The 21801-nt window shown below is 57.1% G+C and carries 20 protein-coding genes; 2 read left to right on the top strand and 18 right to left on the bottom strand.

Features of this window, described 5'->3' with window-relative positions:
* Positions 1 to 117 precede the first annotated feature (117 nt).
* Positions 118 to 1215 (top strand): redox-regulated ATPase YchF, encoded by a 1098-nt coding sequence (ychF, locus tag AABB29_RS01175; RefSeq protein ID WP_341368683.1) that lies wholly within the window; start codon positions 118 to 120, stop codon positions 1213 to 1215.
* Between the two features lie 114 nt (positions 1216 to 1329).
* Here ychF and AABB29_RS01170 read toward each other — a convergent pair whose 3' ends face one another.
* Together AABB29_RS01170 and AABB29_RS01165 are read right to left on the bottom strand one after the other, a co-directional pair.
* Positions 1330 to 1839 (bottom strand): hypothetical protein, encoded by a 510-nt coding sequence (locus tag AABB29_RS01170; RefSeq protein WP_341368684.1) that lies wholly within the window; start codon positions 1837 to 1839, stop codon positions 1330 to 1332.
* A 343-nt stretch (positions 1840 to 2182) separates the two neighbouring features.
* Positions 2183 to 2917 carry a hypothetical protein gene (locus AABB29_RS01165; protein ID WP_341368685.1) on the bottom strand — a complete coding sequence of 245 codons (735 nt, stop codon included), beginning with the start codon at positions 2915 to 2917 and terminating at the stop codon, positions 2183 to 2185.
* 213 nt (positions 2918 to 3130) lie between these two features.
* Between AABB29_RS01165 and AABB29_RS01160 the strand changes: the two genes are divergently transcribed.
* A complete protein-coding gene (locus tag AABB29_RS01160) occupies positions 3131 to 3499 on the top strand; it encodes a hypothetical protein (RefSeq protein WP_341368686.1) in 369 nt (122 codons plus the stop codon).
* A gap of 70 nt (positions 3500 to 3569) precedes the next feature.
* Here the strand turns inward: AABB29_RS01160 and AABB29_RS01155 are convergent, their stop codons facing one another.
* The 16 genes from AABB29_RS01155 to AABB29_RS01080 form a co-directional block, all read right to left on the bottom strand.
* Entirely contained in the window at positions 3570 to 3698 is a 129-nt protein-coding gene (locus tag AABB29_RS01155) for a hypothetical protein (protein WP_341368687.1), read from the bottom strand.
* A gap of 175 nt (positions 3699 to 3873) precedes the next feature.
* Positions 3874 to 5259 carry a siroheme synthase CysG gene (cysG, locus tag AABB29_RS01150; RefSeq protein WP_341368688.1) on the bottom strand — a complete coding sequence of 462 codons (1386 nt, stop codon included), beginning with the start codon at positions 5257 to 5259 and terminating at the stop codon, positions 3874 to 3876.
* Positions 5256 to 6209, bottom strand: coding sequence for a glycosyl transferase family protein (locus tag AABB29_RS01145; protein WP_341368689.1), 954 nt, complete (start codon positions 6207 to 6209; stop codon positions 5256 to 5258). Before AABB29_RS01145 ends, cysG begins: the two co-directional genes overlap by 4 nt.
* Positions 6206 to 8773 carry a molybdopterin-dependent oxidoreductase gene (locus AABB29_RS01140; RefSeq protein ID WP_341368690.1) on the bottom strand — a complete coding sequence of 856 codons (2568 nt, stop codon included), beginning with the start codon at positions 8771 to 8773 and terminating at the stop codon, positions 6206 to 6208. Before AABB29_RS01140 ends, AABB29_RS01145 begins: the two co-directional genes overlap by 4 nt.
* Positions 8770 to 9105 (bottom strand): nitrite reductase small subunit NirD, encoded by a 336-nt coding sequence (gene nirD, locus AABB29_RS01135; RefSeq protein ID WP_341368691.1) that lies wholly within the window; start codon positions 9103 to 9105, stop codon positions 8770 to 8772. The genes AABB29_RS01140 and nirD overlap by 4 nt, the downstream gene beginning before the upstream one ends.
* A complete protein-coding gene (gene nirB / locus AABB29_RS01130) occupies positions 9102 to 11534 on the bottom strand; it encodes a nitrite reductase large subunit NirB (protein ID WP_341368692.1) in 2433 nt (810 codons plus the stop codon). The genes nirD and nirB overlap by 4 nt, the downstream gene beginning before the upstream one ends.
* Before the next feature lie 33 nt (positions 11535 to 11567).
* Positions 11568 to 11984 carry a globin domain-containing protein gene (locus AABB29_RS01125; RefSeq protein ID WP_341368693.1) on the bottom strand — a complete coding sequence of 139 codons (417 nt, stop codon included), beginning with the start codon at positions 11982 to 11984 and terminating at the stop codon, positions 11568 to 11570.
* Between the two features lie 105 nt (positions 11985 to 12089).
* The gene (locus AABB29_RS01120; RefSeq protein ID WP_341368694.1) at positions 12090 to 12512 is read right to left on the bottom strand and encodes a globin family protein; all 423 of its coding nucleotides are present in this window, start codon (positions 12510 to 12512) and stop codon (positions 12090 to 12092) included.
* A gap of 5 nt (positions 12513 to 12517) precedes the next feature.
* Entirely contained in the window at positions 12518 to 14194 is a 1677-nt protein-coding gene (locus AABB29_RS01115; protein WP_341368695.1) for an ABC transporter ATP-binding protein, read from the bottom strand.
* A gap of 5 nt (positions 14195 to 14199) precedes the next feature.
* Positions 14200 to 15270 carry an ABC transporter permease gene (locus AABB29_RS01110; RefSeq protein WP_341368696.1) on the bottom strand — a complete coding sequence of 357 codons (1071 nt, stop codon included), beginning with the start codon at positions 15268 to 15270 and terminating at the stop codon, positions 14200 to 14202.
* Positions 15271 to 15344: 74 nt separating this feature from the next.
* The gene (locus AABB29_RS01105; protein ID WP_341368697.1) at positions 15345 to 16715 is read right to left on the bottom strand and encodes a CmpA/NrtA family ABC transporter substrate-binding protein; all 1371 of its coding nucleotides are present in this window, start codon (positions 16713 to 16715) and stop codon (positions 15345 to 15347) included.
* 251 nt (positions 16716 to 16966) lie between these two features.
* Positions 16967 to 18145, bottom strand: a complete 1179-nt coding sequence (locus AABB29_RS01100; RefSeq protein WP_373636727.1) for a CmpA/NrtA family ABC transporter substrate-binding protein — start codon at positions 18143 to 18145, stop codon at positions 16967 to 16969.
* A complete protein-coding gene (locus AABB29_RS01095) occupies positions 18142 to 18726 on the bottom strand; it encodes an ANTAR domain-containing protein (protein WP_341368700.1) in 585 nt (194 codons plus the stop codon). The genes AABB29_RS01100 and AABB29_RS01095 overlap by 4 nt, the downstream gene beginning before the upstream one ends.
* A 125-nt stretch (positions 18727 to 18851) precedes the next feature.
* Positions 18852 to 19985 carry a hypothetical protein gene (locus AABB29_RS01090; RefSeq protein WP_341368701.1) on the bottom strand — a complete coding sequence of 378 codons (1134 nt, stop codon included), beginning with the start codon at positions 19983 to 19985 and terminating at the stop codon, positions 18852 to 18854.
* Positions 19982 to 20767 carry a glycosyltransferase family 25 protein gene (locus AABB29_RS01085; protein ID WP_341368702.1) on the bottom strand — a complete coding sequence of 262 codons (786 nt, stop codon included), beginning with the start codon at positions 20765 to 20767 and terminating at the stop codon, positions 19982 to 19984. Before AABB29_RS01085 ends, AABB29_RS01090 begins: the two co-directional genes overlap by 4 nt.
* Positions 20760 to 21791, bottom strand: coding sequence for an N-acetylneuraminate synthase family protein (locus AABB29_RS01080; protein ID WP_373636726.1), 1032 nt, complete (start codon positions 21789 to 21791; stop codon positions 20760 to 20762). The genes AABB29_RS01085 and AABB29_RS01080 overlap by 8 nt, the downstream gene beginning before the upstream one ends.
* Positions 21792 to 21801: the final 10 nt, after the last annotated feature.

The raw sequence follows: 21801 nt of genomic DNA, 5'->3' as shown, positions 1-21801 counted from the left end.
ATGGCCTCTGGTCTGCAAACTCGGCACGGTGTGCGCGATGAAGCGGGGAAAATCAATGGGGCATTGCACGCAAGGCCAACGCCGCCTAGAAGCAGCCCGACAAACAGGAGTGCCGACATGGGTTTCAAAATGGGTATCGTGGGTCTGCCAAATGTGGGCAAATCGACCCTGTTCAACGCGCTGACCAAAACAGCCGCGGCGCAGGCCGCCAATTTCCCCTTCTGCACAATTGAACCCAATGTGGGCGAGGTTGCAGTGCCTGATGCGCGGCTCGACAAGCTTGCGGCCATCGCCAGTTCCAAACAGGTGATCCCCGCGCGCATGACCTTCGTTGACATTGCCGGGCTCGTCAAAGGCGCCTCCAAAGGCGAGGGGCTGGGCAACCAGTTCCTGGCCAATATTCGCGAATGCGACGCCATCGCCCATGTGCTGCGCTGCTTTGAAGATGACGACATCACCCACGTGGACGGGCGGGTCGACCCGGTCGCCGACGCAGAGGTGATCGAAACCGAATTGATGCTGGCAGACCTCGAAAGCATCGAAAAACGCCTGCAGAACATCGTGCGCAAAGTGCGCGGCGGTGACAAAGACGCAGTGCAACAGGAACGCCTGATGAAGCTAGCGCAAGAGGCGCTAGAAAACGGCAAACCCGCCCGCACCGTCGCAGTGGATGAAGACGACGCCAAAGCCTGGCGCATGTTGCAGCTTTTGACCACAAAACCAGTGCTTTACGTCTGCAACGTCGAAGAAGACAGCGCTGGATCAGGCAACAGCCAATCGGCCCGGGTCGGCGAAATGGCCGCAGCCCAGGGCAATTCCCACGTCGTTATCTCAGCGCGGATCGAGGAAGAGATCAGCCAACTTGAGGCCGATGAGGCCGAGATGTTCCTGGGCGAAATGGGGCTGGAAGAGGCAGGTCTCGACCGGTTGATCCGGGCGGGCTATGCGCTCTTGCATCTGCAAACCTATTTCACCGTCGGCCCGAAAGAGGCGCGTGCCTGGACAATCAAAGAGGGCGCGTCAGCACCGCAGGCGGCAGGCGTGATCCATGGCGATTTCGAACGGGGCTTCATCCGCGCCGAAACCATCGCCTATGAGGATTTCACCGAACTGGGCGGCGAACAAGCCGCCAAAGAAGCTGGCAAGATGCGGGCCGAAGGCAAGGGATATATTGTCAAAGACGGCGACGTGATGCACTTTTTGCACAATGGCTGATTGCCAAGCTGGCCGAACGCCCAGACACTTTTAGCAGCCCCCGTAGGATAGGTAAAACCCAAGCCACGGGGGCGCGTCAGATGATCGAGGTTTGACGCAAATTGCTTTCACGCCTTAGACGTCAAGATCCTCTGAAATGGCCTTCAGATAATTTGCCGCCAGTTTCGACGAAACTGTAACGCCTGGATAACTGGCCAGGACAGTCAACGCATCCTCGGCAACCCGCGCTCCGAATTCCTCAGCGGACTCAGAAGGATCAAAATGGAGCGTGATGGATTTTGTGTCGCGGCTCAGCGTAGCGCGCTCCGCTATGTCTTGATCTCTTGCCTCATCCGAAATGCTTAATGTGAAGCCCCGGTTCTCTAATACGGATAAGGCCGTAAACAACGGCTTGGAATTACTCAAGGCGCTGCAAAGGTTATCCCGCACCTTCGGATTTACACCAGCGCCGCAAAGATCGGTTGTTAGATCGGTGCATTTGCCTAAATCGGTGATTTCAACCGCACCCCTCTCTTGCATGCGATTGACGGCAGTCTGGTTGGGTGTCGGCAATCGCTTCAATTTCACACCAAGATCGCCTTGGGCCGTCCCATGATAATCGCCGAAGATCTTCTTGCTGATCATTTTGGGCAGCCCTTTGACGGTCGATGTAAATTTGTCAAAGAGTTGGGAAATCCTGCTCTGCGCTGGTCTTGCTTCGTCGTTTGGTGCGAATGCGCGCCCGCCGAATGTCGCGGTTGCCTCATCATCAAGAAAGTTATCGTCCAAGTAATTGTCCAGGCTCGCGCGTGACATTTGGGCTGCGCTTCCGGCGCCGTCGATATGAGTCATTTTGTGCCCCGATAGGTGTTGCGTTGTGCTGATTATGCAGGTTCTATCTGCGCCCAATGTACCAAACGGTACTGCTTGTGATGATCATCTTTGGGTGCGCGAAATTTTGCATTTTGTGCGTTTTGGGGCTGGGCAGTTATTGCTCAGCGGCATCCAGATCCTGCCTGATCGCACCAAGGTATGTCGCAGCCTTTGTGGTGGCAAAGTCAGATGTCTGAAGGCTTGCAAGCACTGTCAAAGCATCTTCGGCAACCCGTTTTGCAAACTGCGCGTCACTCTCTTCAGTGCCCGTCGCAATCTTGATTTTGCGCGTCCCATCTTGATCGATGAAAACACGGTCCCTGATCCCCAGGCCCAGCGTGTCGCCGGTGCCATCAAAGACCAACGTCACGCCCATATCTTTTAAACGGGTCATGGCGGCCAAAAACGGTTTGGATTCCTTCATCTGCTCCTGAAGCAACTCAATTTTTGGGTGGCGCATAGTCAGGATGTCTTGATCCAACCCGCCGGCTGTATCGGTCGCATCGAGCATCTGGCTGATCTCAAGCGGGCCTCGTTCAGTCAGTGCATTGACCCTTTGTTGATTTGGCTCGGGCAGTTGTTTCCATTTCAGTTTGGGAAGGCGTTGGGCATCCCCATGATCGCGGCCAAATTTGCTGAAAACCATATCCTTGAAAGCACTGGCTTTGGATAGGGCGCGGTTCCCAGCTTGACGTAGCCTGCCTGCAGGTCGCCGTCCCTCATTTGGTTGAAAGGGCTGACTACCTAGGTTTGATACTTCTTCGGCCAGCGGAATATCATTTGCGTTGATCTGGCTCATTTCATTTGGCAGGATGGGGCGGGCTGACGGGATGTTGTCGATATAGGACATGTGCTATCTCTGAATATGATCTTCGTTCAGTTCACGTTAGAAGCTGAAGAAAGATCCGCTGTCCTATTCGGTACTCACCTTTAAAAATGCCTGCCCCGGGGGCGACGGCCATGCTGTACATACGCCTTATGTACAGCTTCTGTACGCAGTATTTATGCCGAAAATCGGCCTCATTTACGCGTTAACAATTTCCTAACAATGAGGAGATTTCAGATGGGTCATATCCAGAAACTTGCCATGATCGGCGTATGTTGTGCCCTTGCCGCCTGTGATGTATCGAGCTTTGGCAGCCAGGCCTATCCTGATCGTAGCCAGCATTCCTTTCAAAGCGCCGATGGCATCCATGTTCTGACCTATGCCTGCCTGAACGGATCGAATGCGGCCTCTGCGCATCGATATGTGGACAGCGGGATTCTCTCGGCCGAGCGCCGCGTCGCCGGCAATCAGCAGTCGTTTGGCGGGCTTGGGGCGCGGGCCGATGTAAACGCTGAAATCGCGCGGATATCACGGCAGGCCGAGGCCGAATATCGCTGCGTTCTGATTAACCGTAAGAACACGTCAGAGCGGGCTTTATTTGGCTGACGATAGGGTTGAGTTACTCCTTAACGCATTGATTTTTAATGTGTTAAGGAGTGGTCGCACCTGCTAGACCTCAGTCACCCAGCATTTCAACAAGACGCGTCTTGTTGCGCACGAAATATTCCATGGAATTGAGAACAGTTTCCTCTAGCCCAAACTGTGGCTTCCAGTCGATCGACGACAGCTTCGAGATATCCGGCATCCGGCGATCACTGTCTTCATAGCCTTGGCCATAGAAAGTTGCGGATGGATACGCGCACTGGCGTCGCTGTCGCTGCGTCAGGCGTGAACTATTGCCTAACATGACAGGTCGGCCCGCTAGTGATTGGCCAAGGGGAAACAAGGGTGCGGATAAGATCCGCGTGTACAGGGGGGCGTTACGCTCCTCGCTGCACAGATACGAGGTGGCTTGCCGTCTTTTTATGGCTGAGAAACAGAATGGCCGGGTTTTCGATGGCATTGTCCTGCAGCGTTTGGCTCAGCGCCCCCAATTTGCACGATGCGATCTTTTGCGTTGGCAATTGCGCGTTTCCAACGATGTCGACGTCGATCCGGTTTGCCAGCCCTGCCTGTGATAGGGTGCTTTCGATCTGGTCAGCCGTGCCGACGCCCATATAGACCGCCACCCGGCGACCCTCTTGCAATAGGTTCACCCAATCGGCTGAGCTTTGTTCATCTTCGGATCTGCCGGTGGTCAGGATCAGTGTGTCGCAAGTCCCGCGTTCGGTCAAAAAGCCACCCATCGCAGCTGAAGCGGCGCTGGCGGCTGTCACGCCTGGCACGATTTCATAGGGGATATCGGCGGCTTTCAGCGCGTCGGCCTCTTCGGCGCCGCGTGCAAAAATGCCCGGGTCGCCGCATTTCAGCCGGACCACCCGTTTGCCTTGCCGTGCAGCTGCAACCAGCAAACCACTGATCTTGTCCTGCGGCAGACTATGCGCGCCTGGGGCTTTGCCAACATACACCCGCTCGGCGTCGCGTCGCGCCAGTTCGAGGATTTCAGGATCGACCAGCCGGTCGTAAAAGATGATATCCGCCTCTTGCAGCCGTTGAACGCCGCGCAGTGTGATCAAGTCCTTTGCACCCGGCCCCGCGCCGACAAGCGCAACAGGGCTCGGCCCGGCATCGCCAAATGTGCCGGTTTGGATCGCATCCTTGATCATCTGGGCGGCGTCGCGTTCGGCGCTGCGCGCATGGATGTCGCGGACGGGGCCGTTAAAGACCCAACGCCACAGATCACGCCGCTTGCGCGGTTGCAGCCGCTGCGCGGCCCGATCCCGCAAACGCCCTGCAAGTGCCGCCAGATCGCCCAGGCGCGGCTCAAGCAGTTCCTCCATCCGGGTTTTGATCTGCCGGGCCAAGACAGGGGCTGTGCCTTCGGTGCCGATGGCCACCACAACAGGGTCGCGATCTACGATAGACGGGGTTATCGCATCGCAAAGATCGGGCCGGTCAACAACGTTGACTGTGGCCCCGGCAGCCTTGGCCACCGCATGCAGTGCTGCATCGATCCCGGGGCAACCTGTCGCGATAAAGACAAGGGCCGTATCCGCAAAATGTGCAGCGGTGATCGGGCTGGCGTCCCAATGGATCCGGCCTTGGCTGTGAAGATCGGCCAGTTCGGGGTCAAGTTCCGTCGCGAGCAGGGTGATCTTGGCTTGGGTTTTCAGGATAAGCCGACATTTTTGCGCCGCTTGTTCGCCGCCGCCTGCGATAACCACCCGGCGTCCGGCCATCGTCAGGAACATGGGGAATGTTTTCATGCTGATATCCTTCTCTCAGCGTGTCTTCCGACCCAAAGGTTCGCGGCCATCGCATCAGCCTCGCGGATGCCCGGCGCGGCCCCCAGCGTCCACAGGGCCAGACCGGCGGTGCTGATCACGGTTGCTGCTGCAAAATCGTCATGCACCTGCCCTTTCCACAGCGCGATCATATCGACGGGGTTTTCAGGTTCATGCAGTTTGCGGGTTTCACGAATGATCGGTCCCGCAACAGCCTGATGATGCGCGCCGTCCCGCAATCCGAAGACTTGGATATCCTTAGACGGGTTACGTTCAAATTCTCCGCCACCGCCTTTGATGACGGTCAGCGCCCGTTGGTCCAGTTTGCGCGCAGCCTGCGCCTGTAAACCGCGATAAGACGGGTGGAACACCCCCTGGACGGTTGCCGCCGCATGCGTTGGGTTCCACATGCGCAGCACTGTATTGACGCAAGAGCGCAGCCCAAGCTTGTCGCGCAGTTTCAACAGCGAAAACGCGTTGGGTGCGATCTGTTCAACAGGCAAATAGGTGATTGGTGCGGTGCGCGCGTCCATTGGAATGCCCAGCGGGTCCAGCGCGTCCCGCACAGATGCGTGTGACTGTTGATGCGAATTCCAGCCGTGCAGGCAGATCTTAAAGCCCGCCTGCGCCACAAGCAGGGCCGACAAAAGGAAAAGCGGTGCACCCCGGCTGCGTCCTGCGGCATAGCTGGGCCAATCAAGATCGGCCGTCATCTCAAGCGCTGAATGGGCCCGCATGGCCGCCGTGAACCCAGCGATTTCATCAGCGGTTTCGCCGCGCAGGCGCATGACCATCAGCAGGGCGCCCAATGCTTCGGGGTCAAAATCACCCGACAGCATGACCTGCATGGCCTCAAAGGCTTCGTCTTGCGTCAGGGGCCTGGCCCGCCCCTGTCCGCGCGCGACGATCTGGACAAAGGGCCGCAGGCTCATTCTGCGGCCACGGGAAGTTTGAACTGGCTGATCATTGCAGCAAGTTCGGGTTTGCACGATCCGCAATTGGTGCCTGCACAGGTCTTGGCGCCCAACGTGTCGACCGAATTGGCCCCCGCGATGATCGCATCGCGCAGCGTATTTGCGCCGACCTGAAAACAGGCGCAGACAGTCGGCCCGGGATCGGGTTGATCCGCAGCGGCCCTGCCTGCAAGCGCGCTGAGGCTGCTGACCTCTTGTCCGATCAGATTGGCCGCATGTTGACGCGCTACGACAACTGGGTCGGGGCTGGCAAAGAAAAGGGCGGCGATCTTGTTATCATCGATAATCGCAACGCGGGTCTGGCCAGTGCTGATATCGTACAGGGTTGCCGCTGGTCCGCTTTGCATGCCGGTGATGTTGCGCGCCTCAAGTTCCCAATCGGTGGGGGTTTTGACGCCGGCGCATTCTGCCTGCCAGCCGGTCTGGGTCTTGGCGATCGCGTGATAGGGCCGGGAGGGTGTCATCGGCACCGCGCTGACGGCAAACCCGTACCAGCCCGCGCCGAATTTTTCCGCGCTGACATCCGCCGATTTCAAGGCAGGTTGGCCCGAGAACGGATCGGTGCCCACATTGACGGCGCTATTGACCGTTCCGGCGGATGAGGTTTGCCGCGTCCAATGCAGCGGTGCAAATAACGTGCCCGCTGCGATGTTTTCGCTGATCAGGACCCGGAAAATCCCCTTTTGATCAAGGCGCACCAATTCGGCTGCGCTCACCCCAAGTGTGGCTGCGTCAGCGGGGTGCATTTCCACGTAAGGCTCTGCCAGATGCGCACCCAGCTTTGCCGATTTCCCGGTCCGTGTCATTGTGTGCCATTGGTCACGAATGCGCCCAGTATTCAACCGGAATTTGCCGGTTTCAAGCGCCGGGGCGGCCAAAGGCAGCATTTTCGCTTTGCCATCGGCATGAAAGAAACCGCCATTTGCAAAGAACCGGTCTGTGCCACCCACCGGCCATTGCACCGGGCCGAGACCGTCATAATCGGCATCTGCCAGATCTGTCAGGTCCAAATCCTTCGCGAATTTCTGGCTGAGCGCGGTCAGTGCGGCATATTCTTTGAAAATCTCTTCGGGGCTTTCGTAGTCGAACCCGTCAAAACCCATCCGCTGCGCCACGCCCGAGATAATCTGCCAATCCGGCCGTGCCTGACCAGGCGCGGGCAGGAAGGCCCGCTGCCGCGACACCCGCCGCTCGGAGTTCGTGACAGTGCCGTTTTTTTCGCCCCAGCCTGCAGCCGGTAACAGCACGTCGGCCAGATCGCCCGTATCTGTGCGCGCCATGATGTCGGATACCACTGTGAAAGGGACATTACGGATTGCTTCGGCCACCCCATCTGCGTCAGGCAGGCTGACGGCAGGGTTCGTCGACATCACCCACAGCGCCTTGATCTGCCCGTTGGCACAGGCCTGAAACAGATCAACTGCTTTAAGCCCCGCTGTCGTGCACATTGTTGGGCTATTCCAGGCAGCCTGCAGCGCGTCCCGGTGATCGGGGTTTTCAATGTCCAGATGCGCGGCCAGCATATTGGCCAGCCCGCCAACCTCGCGCCCGCCCATGGCGTTGGGCTGGCCTGTGGCGCTAAACGGTCCCATACCGGGCTTGCCGATCCGCCCCGTGGCCAGGTGGCAATTGATGATCGCGTTGACCTTATCGGTCCCTGAGGTGGATTGGTTCACCCCTTGTGAATAGACGGTAACGACCTTTTCGGTGGCTGCCCACATCGCGTAGAATTGCTGCAGTTCCGCATCGCTGAGCCCGGTATCGCTGGCGTTGCTTTGACGGGCCGCGTCCAATGCCTGTGTGTACCCGTTCACATGGCGAGTCACATAATCATCGTCGCATTTGCCCGCATCTGCCAGATGGGCCAGCAATCCGTTGAACAGGGCCACGTCGCTATCGGCCCGCACTTGCAGATGCAGGTCAGCAAGATCAGAGGTTGCGGTGATACGCGGGTCGATATTGATCACGCGCATGTTCGGCCGTGCGGCCTTGGCAGCTGCGATCCGCTGGAACAGCACAGGGTGGCACCAAGCCAGGTTGGAACCCACCAAGACGATCAGATCCGCCTGTTCGAGATCTTCATAGGTGCCGGGTACCGTGTCCGTCCCGAAGGCCCGTTTGTGACCAGCCACTGACGAGGCCATGCAAAGGCGCGAATTGGTGTCGATATTGGCCGAACCAAAATAGCCCTTCATGAGCTTGTTGGCGACGTAGTAATCCTCGGTCAGTAATTGGCCAGACCCGTAGAAGGCCACGCTATCGGGTCCGTAATCACGGATCGCCTTGCTGAATTTGGTGGCGACCAAATCAAGCGCGTTATCCCAGCTGGCATCATGGCCAAGCACCTTGGGGGCCAGAAGCCGGCCTTCAAGCCCGATGGTTTCACCCAAAGCCGAGCCTTTGGAACAAAGCCGCCCAAAGTTGGCCGGATGATCCGGGTCGCCCTTGATCGTGCCGTCGGATGAGGCAATCACCCCACAACCAACGCCGCAATAGGGGCAGGTCGTGCAGACCGTTTTCATGCCGCGGACCGTGACCTGATAAATGCCACGTCCAACAGGATACGCCCATCTTCGACCCGCGCCGGATAGGTCGACACCTGACCTTCGTCGGCCCCTTGCACCATCCCGGTCTCAAGGCTGATCACCCAATTATGCAGCGGGCAGGTCACGGCCTTGCCATGCACGATCCCTTCGGCCAGCGGCCCCTGTTTGTGGGGGCAGGCGTTGTCGAGGGCGTAAACCTCATCCTCGGCGGTGCGGAACACGGCCACGCAGCCATGGGCCGTTTTAATCAGCCGGGCACCGCGCGGCTGGATGGCCTCGAGCGGGGCGATATCGATCCAGTCGCTCATTCTGCGGCCTCCATAGAGAGATTTGCGAGGGGTTGGTATGTCTCGGCCTGTTCATCAACATGCCGTGCCCAAGGATCGTGCCGGTAAACAGATTGAGACAGTTCGAACCGGTCCACCAGCGCTTGCCGGTTGTCCAGATCCTCGATCTGGTCTTTCACCCAATCCATGCCGACCTTGGCCAGCCATTTATAGATACGGTCGAGATATTTGGCATTTTCGCGGTAAAGCTGCGTGACGGCCTTGATCACCAGGATCGTTTCGTCCTCGGTCGGGACCTGGATCAGCAATTCAGTCTCTTTGACGTCCATACCTGCGGCACCGCCAATGCTGACCTGATATCCACTGTCGACGCATACGATACCGATATCCTTGCACGTTGCTTCGGCGCAGTTGCGCGGACAGCCAGAAACGCCGAGCTTCAGCTTATGCGGTGTCCAAGACCCGTGCAGCGTCTTTTCAAGCTTGATCCCGAGGCCGGTGCTGTCTTGGGTGCCGAAGCGGCAGTGATCCGTCCCGACGCAGGTTTTTACCGTCCGCAGCCCCTTGGAATAAGCATAGCCAGAGACCATGCCCGCATCGTTCAGATCCTTCCAGATTGCAGGCAGATCCTCACCTTTGACACCCAGAAGGTCGATGCGCTGGCCGCCGGTCACTTTGACCGTAGGCACCATGTATTTGTCGGCGGCATCGGCGATGGCCCGCAGCTCATCCGGGGTGGTGATGCCGCCCCACATGCGCGGAACGACGCTGAATGTGCCGTCCTTTTGGATATTGGCGTGCTTGCGTTCGTTGATGAAACGCGACTGCGGATCGTCTTGATATTCGATCGGCCAATCGGCCAGAAGATAGAAATTCAGTGCCGGGCGGCAGACGTGGCAGCCGCAGGATGTTTTCCAGCCGCATTCCTGAAACACCGCCTGCATCGACGTCAGTTTCTGCGATTTGATCATGCGCCGCAGGTCTTCATGCGTCATGTCGGTGCAGCCGCAGACGGACTGCGCCGCTGGCATGACAAAATCATCGCCCAGCGTGACCGCTAGTACCTGTTCGACAAGTCCGGTGCATGTTCCGCAAGAGGCCGACGCCTTGGTTGTTGCCTTGATCGCGCCCAGGTCGGTGTGACCGGCAGCGATTGCATCCTCAATCTGTCCTTTGCAAATGCCGTTGCACCCGCAGATTTCCGCATCACGCGGTAAGGCTGCAACGGCTGCTAACGGGTCCATGGGGGTTCCCCCCTGATAGGCCGGCCCAAAGATCAGCGTATCGCGCATCTCGGCGATGTCGGTTTTGTCTTTGATCAGCCCGAAGAACCAGTTGCTGTCTGCGGTGTCGCCATACATGACGGCCCCGATGACCACGTTGTTTTCGATCACAAGGCGGCGGTAGACACCGCGTGCTGGATCGCGGAAGACGATGTCTTCGCGTCCGTCCCCATCGGCAAAATCGCCCGCGCTGAAGAGGTCACAACCGGTGACCTTCAGCTTGGTCGATATCTCTTTCTGAACAAACTGCGCCTCATTACCCATCAGGGTTTGCGCGACAACTTTCGCCTGATCATAAAGCGGTGCAACCAGCCCGAAGACGGCACCGTCATGTTCAACGCATTCGCCAACGGCGACGATGTCAGGGTCAGATGTGATCATCTGGTCATCCACATGGATGCCCCGCCCAACGGCCAGCCCTGCCTCTTGCCCCAAGGCGATGTTGGGCCGGATGCCAACCGCCATGACCAGAAGGTCACAGGGCAGCTCTGTGCCGTCATCCAAAAGCAACGCACGGACTTTGCCGTTTTCGCCCAGGATTTCCTTGGAATTGGCCGAGCATTTGACGGTGATACCCTTGTCCACCAGCGCTTTGCGCAGCAGATAACCCGCCGCCTCGTCCAGCTGCCGCTCCATCAGATGGCCCATGATGTGCACAACGGTGACATCAGCGCCGCGCGCGGCCATCCCGGCTGCCGCCTCAAGCCCCAATAGCCCGCCGCCGATGACGACCACCTTGTTGTCTGCGCCCATCGACATCATCAATTCGGTGTCTTCCAGATCGCGGTAGGCGATCACCCCGTCCAGATCATGCCCGGGCAGCGGGATGATGAACGGGTTGGACCCGGTACCAAACATCAGTTTGTCATAGGCCAGCACGTCGCCATTGTCGGCAGTGACCGTTTTAGCTGCCCGGTCAATCGCGGTGATCTTTTCGCCAAAGCGGCAGGTCACCCCGTTCGCCGCGTACCAATCGGCATCGTGGGTGACGATTTCGGCGTAGGTCTTTTCGCCGGACAGAACCGGCGAAAGCATGATGCGGTTGTAGTTACCGCGCGGTTCGGCGTTAAAGAGCGTGACGTCATAGTCGGCCCCTTCATCGAACAGATGTTCGAGCGCACGCCCGCTGGCCATACCGGCCCCGATGACGATGAGTTTCTTAGACATTTGCGCCCCCTTTGGCTTGGGGCGCTGGGCCCGCTAGGCGGCGGCGTTGACCATCGCCTCGATCATCAGATCGCTGATTGCCCCATAGGCTGTGGCCCAGGCTTCGGCCTGGATCGGGGTAAGCCCGTTGGGTGTGTGTTGGTTCAATGCGAAAATCAACGCAGCGCCCACGGGTGCGAAGTGCTGCGGTTTCGCTCCGTAGTCCAAATGCCGCCGCGCGAGCCCCATGATGGTGTCCTCCAGCAGGTGAAGCCGATGCATATGCAGCACAACCGCGCCGAGCGTTTCGGCCAGTTTGATGCGTTGATCTTCCATGTCGGTTGGGAAATGCCCGCGCAGGCTGGGCGCCATGCGAAACAGCTCGTTGTAGAAGGTCAATGAGAACGCGTTCGTATCCTGCGAAATCTGCTGGAAACTGTCCTTGACCGTTTCGATTTGGTTGGGAGTCATGCCAAAGCTCCTGCGCTGTTTCGCAGAGCCTCGCATAACTTTGTTGATGTTCTGTTTCCATCGATAGTCTCCGGTACGGGACCGATATATTCAAGTTGTCAGGGCTCATTCTGCGGCGGCTTGGCCGTAGGCCGCTTCGATCATCACGCCTGACAGCACGGTGTAGGCTTCAGTCCAGGCGTCTTTCAGATCTGGGGTGAAATCGTCACCCAGACCTTTTTCCAGCGTGTAGATCAGTGATGCGCCCACGGGGGCGTAATCCTCAGCCTTGACCCCGTAATCCACATGTTTGACTGCCAGTTGCTGTGCGACAGGCACGATTTTGTCGAGGTCACGCAGCCCTTTGACCACAACGCCAAGCGTGGCCATCAGTTTTGCCCCTTGTTCGGTCATGTCGTTTGTGAAGTAGGGTTTGACCTCGGGTGCGATTTCGAAAAGGCGGGCGTAGAAGATCTCGGCTGCGGCGTCGCTGATCGGGGCGACTTTGGCGAAACTATCCTGGATCAAAGTGATTTGGTCTGGGGTCATGTGGCTTACTCTGCTGCGATGGCTTTTGGCTTTGGGTTGGGTTTCGCGCCGTGTTCGTATTCCTCTAGGAAATCAAGCACTTCTTGGCGGTAAGTGTAGTAATCGGGGTGCTCCAGCAGCGCTTTGCGCGTGCGCGGTCGCGGCAGGTCAACTTCGGTGATTTTGCCGATGGTCGCTTGCGGCCCGTTTGTCATCATGACCACGCGGTCGGCCAGCAAAATCGCCTCGTCCACGTCATGGGTCACGCAGATCGCGGTGACTTTGGTGCGCGACCAGACCTCCATCAGCACCTCTTGCAGTTCCCAGCGCGTTAGGCTGTCGAGCATCCCGAAGGGCTCATCCAGCAACAAAAGCTTAGGGGACAGGGCAAAGGCCCGGGCGATACCAACGCGCTGTTTCATACCGTTCGATAGATCGGCGGCGCCTTTGTCCATCGCATCAGCCAGACCGACACGTTCAAGATAATATTCAACCACATCCTGGCGCTCTGCTTGGCTCGCGCGCGGATAGACCTTGTCGACCCCGATCGCCACGTTTTCCTTGGCTGTCAGCCAGGGAAAGAGGTTGGGGGATTGAAAGACAACGGCGCGTTCAGGGTCGGCCCCTTCGACATGGCGACCATCGAGTTTGATCGCCCCTTTGGAAATCTCGTTCAGGCCGGCGGCCATCGTCAGAACAGTCGATTTCCCGCAGCCAGAGTGCCCGATAAGCGAAATAAACTCACCGCGATTGATCTTGAGATCGAAGTCTTCAACAACCGTCAGCGGGCCTTTGGGGGTAGGGTAGACCTTGTGCAATTGACTAAAATCGAGGAAGCGATTGTCGATCATCCCTTCCTGAGCTTCAGCAACAGCGGCGGGCACACCGTGGATCGGCGTGACGTCGGGCAGCATGCGTGTGCCTTCGACCTTGGCCTCGATCCCGACATCCATCAGGTAACTGGTGACCTCGGCGCGCAGACGCTTGAAGGTCTCGTTATTGTTCATCTCCATCCGGTCGCGCGGACGTGGGATGCTGACTTTGAACTCATCGCCCAAAGACCCATCGGGGTTCAGCGCGATGATACGGTCAGCCAGGATGATCGCCTCATCAACATCATTTGTGATCAGAACGCAGGTCTTTTTGTCCGCGTCCCAGATGCCTTCGATCTCATCGGCCAGATTGGCGCGGGTCAGCGCATCAAGCGCAGAAAGCGGCTCATCCAGCAGCAAAACCTCGGGGTTCATCGCCAGGGCGCGGGCGACGTTCACACGTTGACGCATCCCGCCGGACAGTTCGGCCGGACGGCGCGTGGCCGCGTGGCTGAGCCCCACCATATTGACGTAATGGGCGACTTTTTCGGCCCGTTCGGCCTTGGACAGTTTTGGAAAAACCGTGTCCACAGCCAGACCAACGTTCCCAGAGACCGTCAGCCAAGGCATGAGTGAGTAGCTTTGAAAGATCACCCCACGCTCTGGCCCCGGCCCGGTGATGGGTTTTCCCTTGAAGGTCGCGCTGCCTTTGCTGGGGGTATCAATCCCCGCCAGCATGTTGATCAGCGTGGTTTTCCCGGTGCCCGAGAAGCCCAGCAGGACGAGGAATTCCCCTTCGGCGACCTCAAGATTGATGTCTTTGAGAACGGTGGTGGCACGGGTGCCCTCACCAAAGCTTTTTGTGACGTTATCAAGTTTCAGAATGCTCATGACGCTCACCGGTTATTCGTGAAGGTAAAGAGCGACTGAAGCGCATACATGATCCGGTCGAGGATGAAACCGATGATCCCGATGGTCAGCACAGCCACCATGATGCGGGCCAGCGACTGGGAGGACCCGTTCTGGAACTCATCCCAGACGAATTTGCCCAGACCGGGGTTTTGCGCCAACATTTCCGCGGCGATCAGCACCATCCAGCCAACACCCAGCGACAGGCGCAGACCAGTGAAGATCAGTGGCAGGGCCGATGGCAGCACCAGCTTGGTGATCTTGGTATAGGTGTTCATTTTCAGAACTTTAGAAACGTTCACCAGATCCTTGTCGATACTCGCTACGCCCAAAGCAGTGTTGATTAGCGTGGGCCAGAGCGAACAGAGGGTCACAGTGATTGCCGATACGAGGAATGATTTCGCGAAGAAGCCGTCATTCGCGTATGTTGCCGAGACGATCATGGTCACAATAGGCAGCCAAGCCAACGGTGAAACAGGCTTAAAAATCTGGATGAGGGGGTTTAGAGCGGCATTTGCAGTCGCGCTGAGCCCGGCCATGATCCCCAATGGTATTGCCACGACAGAGGCCAGTAGGAAGCCGAAGAAAACGGTTAGGATGCTGGTCCAGATCTGATTGTAGTAGGTCGGTTTGCCCGTGTAGGCGCGGTCGCGAACCTTATCGGGTTCGCCATTGGCGATATGTTCGGCATTGCGCGCCTCTTGGCGCTCATAAAAGGCGGTTTCTTTTTCCGCTTCGCGCTGTGCATCTTCATGCAACGCGCCGACTTGTTCCCAAACCTCAAGCGGGCCGGGCACAGCGCCAAGCGATGTCTGCACCTTGGGCGCCAGCGTGCCCCAAGCGATCAGAAAGAGAGATATGGCGAGCAGGGGAACACCCAGCAGACGCCAGATTTCGCCCATTTGGGTCTTTGGGTTGTCACCCGCGGCAGCCTTCAGGATGGGCGTTAGCCAAGCGAGGCCCAGCACTTGAAACCATGCATCGGCCTTGTTGATCCGGGTGAAAAGCCGCGCGCGGCGGGCTTCTGCGTCGAGTGTTTCTGGGTCAATGGCAGTCATCGGGCTCGCCTTTGTATGCTCGCTGTGAAGAAGGGTGGGGAAGATGCGCCATGAGGCGCATCTTCGTTTGTTGCTTAGCCTTGGATTTCGTTACCAACGACGATCTGTTCGCCTTTCAAGCCAATCGGCAGGCTGTCGATATAGGCGTTGGGCTGACGTCCGTCGTAGGGCACACCGTCAATGATATCGGCAGCTGGTGTCGGCTCTTTGAAGCCATCGCTATCCCAAGGGAAGTCCGCTTCGTTGGCCAGACCTTCGTCAACCAGCATACGGGCAGCTTCCAGATAGATGTCTGGGCGGTAGACTTTTTCGGCGGTCTCAAAATACCACTCATCCGACATCTGCTCGGGGATTTGGCCCCAGCGGCGCATTTGTGTCAGATACCAGATCGCATCTGAGTAGAACGGGTAGGTCGCGTTGTAGCGGAAGAACACGTTGAAATCGGGTGCTTCGCGGCGATCGCCTTTTTCGAATTCAAAGAAGCCAGTCATCGAGTTGGCGATCACGTCATAATCCGCGCCCACATATTCAGAGCGGGACAGTATTTCCACAGCCTCGGGACGGTTGGCGTTGTCGTTTTCATCCAGCCACTGAGCCGCACGGATCAGCGCCTTGGTGATGGCCAGCGTGGTGTTTGGGTTTTCAGCGGCGAATTCATCGGTGATGCCGAAGACCTTTTCAGGGTTGTTCTTCCACATGTCGTAGTCAGTGATCACAGGAACACCGATGCCTTTGAACACGGCCTGCTGGTTCCAAGGCTCACCCACAGCGTAGCCGTAGATTGTGCCGGCTTCCATTGTCGCAGGCATCTGCGGCGGAGGCGTCACGGAAAGCAGAACATCAGCGCCGATTTGGCCAGAAATATCTTGTGGAGAATAGTAACCCGGCTCCAGACCGCCAGCGGCCAGCCAGTAACGGATTTCATAGTTGTGCGTGGAGACTGGGAATACCATGCCCATGTTGAAAGGCAAGCCTTGGTCTTTGTAGTCCTCGACAACAGGCGCCAACGCTTCGGCGCTGATCGGGTGCTGTGGGCGGCCATCTTCCATCAATGGCACGTTTGGCTTCATCTCTTCCCAGATTTCGTTGGAAACGGTGATGCCGTTACCGTTCAAGTCCATTGAGAATGGGGTGATGATGTGCGCCTCGGTGCCGTAGCCGATGGTAGCCGCCAAAGGCTGACCAGCCAGCATATGCGCGCCGTCCAGCTCGCCCGAGATCACGCCGTCCAGCAGAACTTTCCAGTTCGCCTGCGCTTCCAGGGTGACGTAAAGGCCTTCGTCTTCGAAATAACCGTTTTCATAGGCAATCGCCAAAGGCGCCATGTCTGTCAGCTTGATGAAGCCAAAGGTCAGGTCTTCGATCTCAAGATCAAGCGACTGCGCCATGGCAGTTGTGCTTGTCAGCATGGTTGTGGCCAGTGCCAGGTGGAAGGTTGTCTTCATGGGCTGCGATCCTTTTCGGCGTTGCGCTGCAAAATAAAAAAACCGCCCGACAAGACCACGCGGGAGGAGGAGGCGCGGTTCTGTCGAGCGGCTTTGCTCTAATGTAGTTGCTTCCGAACATCGGAAGCGATGGGAAGAGACATCATCGCCTCTGTTGATCTCAACATCGCAGAGTTTGCCGGAGCCTCAAGCAATGCGGGGGCGCTGACCGTGCCTCAATGCTGCGATGCAGAAGAGTGCCTAATTATTCATCACTCAGACATGGCAAAGTCGAAAACTGCGCCATCAAAAAATGCATCCGGTCCCAGAATCATTTCACCATTTGTTGACGAAACTGGCGTCTCTTGCGTCAGGGCGCCTTCAATCTTGGCCGATGCACCCGGCAGATCAACGCCAAGCGGGCCCAGATTCGCGCGATAGATATCGCTGCGGAAACATTCCTGCGCCGTGGGCAGTACCTTTGCCGGATCCAGCGCGTGCCAGCGCGCGATCTGGCTGCCAATCCACGCCGCCTGACTGCGCCAGGGAAAGTTTGCTGCATTTTGATGAAACATCAGGAAATTGGCGATATGCGTCGGCACATGGCCTTTTTGATCAGTGATGTGACCGGCAATCGCCGGATCAATCGCGTTGTCTGGCAGATGCAGATGCACACTGCGCGCCAGTATTTCCGTCGCCAAAGGTTTGTTTTTTGGTGCATCCAGCCAATGGGTGGCGCGAAAGACTGCGCGCATCAACGCGTTGGTGGTTTGCGCATTCCCATCAATCCAATCATGCCGCGCGCCCAGCACCTTTTCCGGGGCGCATTGCCAAATTGACGCGCCCGGCAAGATCAGCTCGGCCACATCGGTTTCCAGCGCTACGGTGCCCCATGGTTCACCAACGCAGAACATATCGAGCAGACCATCAGCGACAGCCTGGGCCATGCGTGGCGGCGGCACTGTAATGATATCGACTTGATTGGGGTCAAAACCTGGATGGGCGGCCAGCCAATGTTCAAGCAGCATCCGGTGCATGGAAAATGGAAACGGCACGCCAATGCGCAGTTTGTCAGGTTGCGTCGCAAAGACCGCTTTTGCCGCGGCCGCAGGATCGTTGAAATCGGTTTGCCAGCCGGTTGCCCGCATCTTCTGCGCCAGCGCCTTGGATACGCCAATCACGGTGCCATTGATCGAAAGCACCATCAGCGCATCAACACGGGTCTGCATACCGCTGACCCCAAGTGTCATGGCGATCGGCATTGGCGATAGCATATGGGCGACGTCCAGATGACCCAATGCCAGCATATCGCGCAGTGCAGACCAAGACGGCTGCTTGACTAGGTTCAGCCTGATCCCCTCATCAGCCGCAAAGCGTAATTCCTGCGCAATGACCAGCGGGGCTGCATCGACGAGCGGGACAAAGCCGCATGTGACCTCGCGCGGGCTCATCCTAATAGATCCGTTGCTGTGACAAGGGCCTGAGCCACGTCAATGACTTTGCGGCCCTGATCCATGGCGGTTTTGCGCAAGAGATTATAGGCGTCTTCCTCGCTGATTTTGCGCGCATTCATTAACAAGCCTTTGGCCCGGTCGATTGTCTTGCGATCACTCAGCGCTTGTTTGGCGGCATCCAGTTCAGACCGCATCTGCACCATCATCTTGAATCGCGCGATTGCGGTTTCAAGCACAGGTTTGATCCGGTTCTTCTGCAGGCCGTCCACGACATAAGCGCTCAGGCCCGCGCCAATTGCGGCTTGGGTCAGGTCGGTATCGGAATGATCGACGAACATGGCCACCGGGCGCGATTGGGCATCGGAGACATGACTGACATGTTCCAACGTGTCGCGGTCAGGGTGGGCGATGTCGATCAAGACGATATCCGGGTCGATCTCGGTCAGGCTGCGCCCAAGCGCCGAAATGTCGCCAACCACCATAACATTGGCCCAGCCTCCATCCTTGAGTGCATCAATGATGTCACGCGCACGCGATTGATCAGCTTCGACAACAAGGATTTTTAGGGCGGTGTCCATGGGGCAGGGCTATCAGAGACGATCTGGAAGGTGAGGTGCATCTGCTCGGCAAGGCGTACACCTTGGGTGGGTGATTAAATATTGGGCGATCAGGTGGTGGTTTACCTAAGAATTGGGCGGTGACTTCACTGCTTTGTTCCTATTGAGGGGTGTGCGAAGCTGGTTTCCATGAAGGCTTTTGTCTCGGGGTCTGGTGGTCCGGCCCGATGCGATAAGCCACTGCGATCTTTTTTCCATGACGTATTGATACCGTGGCAATGCAGCATGTAAAAATTCTTATGCGGCGAAAAAACGCGGCGGTTGACGTGCTCGAGGCTATGTACAGACCATAGGGTCCGGCCAAGAAAGCTGTCGGGCACAATACAATACTTGCTATTGCAGGGTACTTGCGCATCGTCGGTCAGGATATGATCCGCATGACGTAAGTCAGCTTCGGTTAAGGATGCATAGCGCCATTCGCCTCCAAACCGGATATATTTCATGCGTGCCTGCATGGTGGCGTCAAAAATGGATGTGCCATCTCGCGAGGCGACCAGTTCGTCCACGTCAATGGCCAACACAGCCCGCGCTTCGCCAAAGAAACGATCACGGCAGACGTTCAGGCAAAGTACTTGTTGAAATTTCGCCCAACCCGTGCCGCGACAGACATTACCTACAGGTCCGTGCCTTTGCGGGCTCTCCAATACGTCAGCGACGGTCATGCCGGGAATTGAGGCCAAAGTCGCGCGCAATTCATCGCTCGTATAAGCGGTGCTTGCGTTATTTGTGACCAATACCGCATCGGCGCCGTGATTGCGGTGATGTGCAAGGCCCCAATCATATATCCAACTCAGGTCATCATTTTGCACTTTGGTGTAAATGACATTCTTGCCTGCAAAACGATCTGGCGTTGTTTGATGGACTGGCACCGTCAGCATTTCGTCATCTGCACAGATTGCCAGTTCCTTGACAGGCTCTGACACTTGGAATTCCAGGATATCGCACTGGCGATACTGACGTAGTTTAGGCTTTGGAGACGAGGTGCCATCCAGTACAAATTTGGACGCCATCAGTTTCTTTTTGAACCCGAATAGTTTCGGAACAAAAAGGCGTAGGCGACCTTGCTTTGCCTGCCAGACACAGTCGAAAATCAATGTGTCATTGTCATACATGTCCCAAAATTTTGGATCATTAATCTTCGTCTGAGGCGGTAGACCACGTGTGCCAAAGCTGTGCTTGGGTGCTGTTATACTGGACAGCTTGTGAATCGTACTTTTCAATCGAGCACCCTACGCGATGGTAAAATGCGCCCTGTCTTCACCAACCATCCGATCCGGCGGAAATAGTTAGCGGCCTTCAAGCGGTAATGCGGCAAGCGGTTGTACCATTTGAATTTTTTGACCAAACCAAAACCCGTTCCGGTGATCGAGCTGACATTTCCATCATCGACATGGCTGGAAAATGGCTCGAGCCCGCATTGCCGAAAGTCATGTCGGAAAAACCGATTTAGTTCGTGATCAAAGGCCCGGGTCTGGGGCCACAAGTTTGGTAAAAGCCTTTTTGCGACGTCCTTTTTCAACAAATAAGTCGCATTGCCGGTGAAGGGGCCGATATAGTTGTTCAACCGGTAGGGACCTAACATGCCCTGGCTGACGGGCATTTTCGCGCGGATGCAGTTGAAGCGCAGCGTATCCCAATGTGCGGCCCCGGACAGGGCCAGATCGAGGCTCGCTAAAAAATCATCATGAAAGACAACATCGTCTTCGAGGATCAAGGCGATCTTGTGGTCCGAGGCGATAAAGGCCTCCCACACTGCGACATGGCTGGCATAGCATCCCATCTTACCCGGTAAAATCGGGCTGCCCATGTTGCGGGCATAGGCTGCGGCATCGGCACGTTTGGAGAGAGTGTCAAGGTGATCCTTGCCATAGATGGCCGGAAAACGTGTGTAATTCAGTCCCATTCCGTCAAGCTGGGATTGCATCTGGGCCAGGCGATCTACGTCTTTATCCAGATTGATCAGCCAGATCCCCAGATCGTCGCGCGTAAAGCGTTCAACCATCCAGGTCGCTCCAAGTTAGTTGCGTGTTGCGGGTGACGGCGCGGGTCAGGGTCTTGCCGACGACCCTGTCAAAATCATAACCAGCAATCTCGCCTGATCCGGGGCGACGGGCCCAGATATCGGACTCTGTAATCACATGGCCGGCGGGCAGGTCCTTATCCGCAACGACGCTGGCGCGGGCAAAGCGGTAGACGTCTTCCTCGGCGGTGGTGCGCTGTTTTGGGTTATGCAGCGCGATATGTATCTCGCGCGAGCGGTCAATCAGATGGCGCAGCTCGGCGGGATCCATGGAATTGATAATGTCTGGGCCTTTGCGATACCGGGTATCGGTGTAATGACGCTCAAGGATACAAGCACCCAGCGCGACCGAGGCGAGCGCCATATCCGGCCCAATGGAATGATCGGAAAAACCGACAATGGCGTTTGGAAAAGCTTTTTTGAGATCAGTCACACCTTGCAAAGAGACGATTTCTGGCGGCGACGGGTAGAGGTTGGTGCATTCAAGCAAAGCATAATCGATCCCGGCCTGATCCAAAATGTCGACCGAGGCGCGGATCGTGTCGATACTTTGCATCCCCGTAGACATGATCACCGGCTTGCCCATCCGGGCAATGTGCCGGATCAGTGGTAGATTATCTGCTTCGCCAGAACCAATTTTGAAGGCGGGAACGTCCAGATCATTCAGAAAGTTGGCGGCGGCCCGACTGAATGGGGTCGAAATCCAGATCATGCCAAGGCTTTCGGTGTATCGCTTTAGCTCGGCCTCATCTTCGCGGGACAAGGCGCAAGTGGCCATGACATCCCAGATTGACACATCGGCATTTGGCGGGAAAATCTGTTTGGCTTCCTCTGTCATCTCATCTTCGATGAAATGCGTCTGATGCTTGATCATTTCGCATCCGGCGCCTGCGGCATGCCGGACCATTTGCTTGGCCACGGCCAGATCGCCACCGTGGTTGATGCCGATGTCTGCGATCACAAGAGGCGGGTGCTCGGGTCCGATTTTGCGGCCTGCGATATCCATGATGGTTTCC

It is taken from the genome of Yoonia sp. BS5-3 (assembly GCF_038069655.2).
GTDB lineage: Bacteria > Pseudomonadota > Alphaproteobacteria > Rhodobacterales > Rhodobacteraceae > Yoonia > Yoonia phaeophyticola.
The sequence above is the reverse complement of the archived record's forward strand: the minus strand, read 5'-3'. Positions and strand labels throughout refer to the sequence as shown.

Coding starts and splice junctions, on each gene's coding strand:
- AABB29_RS01095 (WP_341368700.1), bottom strand. CDS start 18,726: ATGGACACCGCCCTAAAAATCCTTGTTGTCGAAGCTGATCAATCGCGT.
- AABB29_RS01085 (WP_341368702.1), bottom strand. CDS start 20,767: ATGGTTGAACGCTTTACGCGCGACGATCTGGGGATCTGGCTGATCAAT.
- AABB29_RS01145 (WP_341368689.1), bottom strand. CDS start 6,209: ATGAGCCTGCGGCCCTTTGTCCAGATCGTCGCGCGCGGACAGGGGCGG.
- ychF (WP_341368683.1), top strand. CDS start 118: ATGGGTTTCAAAATGGGTATCGTGGGTCTGCCAAATGTGGGCAAATCG.
- AABB29_RS01155 (WP_341368687.1), bottom strand. CDS start 3,698: ATGCCGGATATCTCGAAGCTGTCGTCGATCGACTGGAAGCCACAGTTT.
- nirB (WP_341368692.1), bottom strand. CDS start 11,534: ATGTCTAAGAAACTCATCGTCATCGGGGCCGGTATGGCCAGCGGGCGT.
- AABB29_RS01125 (WP_341368693.1), bottom strand. CDS start 11,984: ATGACTCCCAACCAAATCGAAACGGTCAAGGACAGTTTCCAGCAGATT.
- AABB29_RS01080 (WP_373636726.1), bottom strand. CDS start 21,791: ATGGATATCGCAGGCCGCAAAATCGGACCCGAGCACCCGCCTCTTGTG.
- AABB29_RS01100 (WP_373636727.1), bottom strand. CDS start 18,145: ATGAGCCCGCGCGAGGTCACATGCGGCTTTGTCCCGCTCGTCGATGCA.
- nirD (WP_341368691.1), bottom strand. CDS start 9,105: ATGAGCGACTGGATCGATATCGCCCCGCTCGAGGCCATCCAGCCGCGC.
- cysG (WP_341368688.1), bottom strand. CDS start 5,259: ATGAAAACATTCCCCATGTTCCTGACGATGGCCGGACGCCGGGTGGTT.
- AABB29_RS01105 (WP_341368697.1), bottom strand. CDS start 16,715: ATGAAGACAACCTTCCACCTGGCACTGGCCACAACCATGCTGACAAGC.
- AABB29_RS01110 (WP_341368696.1), bottom strand. CDS start 15,270: ATGACTGCCATTGACCCAGAAACACTCGACGCAGAAGCCCGCCGCGCG.
- AABB29_RS01140 (WP_341368690.1), bottom strand. CDS start 8,773: ATGAAAACGGTCTGCACGACCTGCCCCTATTGCGGCGTTGGTTGTGGG.
- AABB29_RS01120 (WP_341368694.1), bottom strand. CDS start 12,512: ATGACCCCAGACCAAATCACTTTGATCCAGGATAGTTTCGCCAAAGTC.
- AABB29_RS01165 (WP_341368685.1), bottom strand. CDS start 2,917: ATGTCCTATATCGACAACATCCCGTCAGCCCGCCCCATCCTGCCAAAT.
- AABB29_RS01115 (WP_341368695.1), bottom strand. CDS start 14,194: ATGAGCATTCTGAAACTTGATAACGTCACAAAAAGCTTTGGTGAGGGC.
- AABB29_RS01170 (WP_341368684.1), bottom strand. CDS start 1,839: ATGATCAGCAAGAAGATCTTCGGCGATTATCATGGGACGGCCCAAGGC.
- AABB29_RS01160 (WP_341368686.1), top strand. CDS start 3,131: ATGGGTCATATCCAGAAACTTGCCATGATCGGCGTATGTTGTGCCCTT.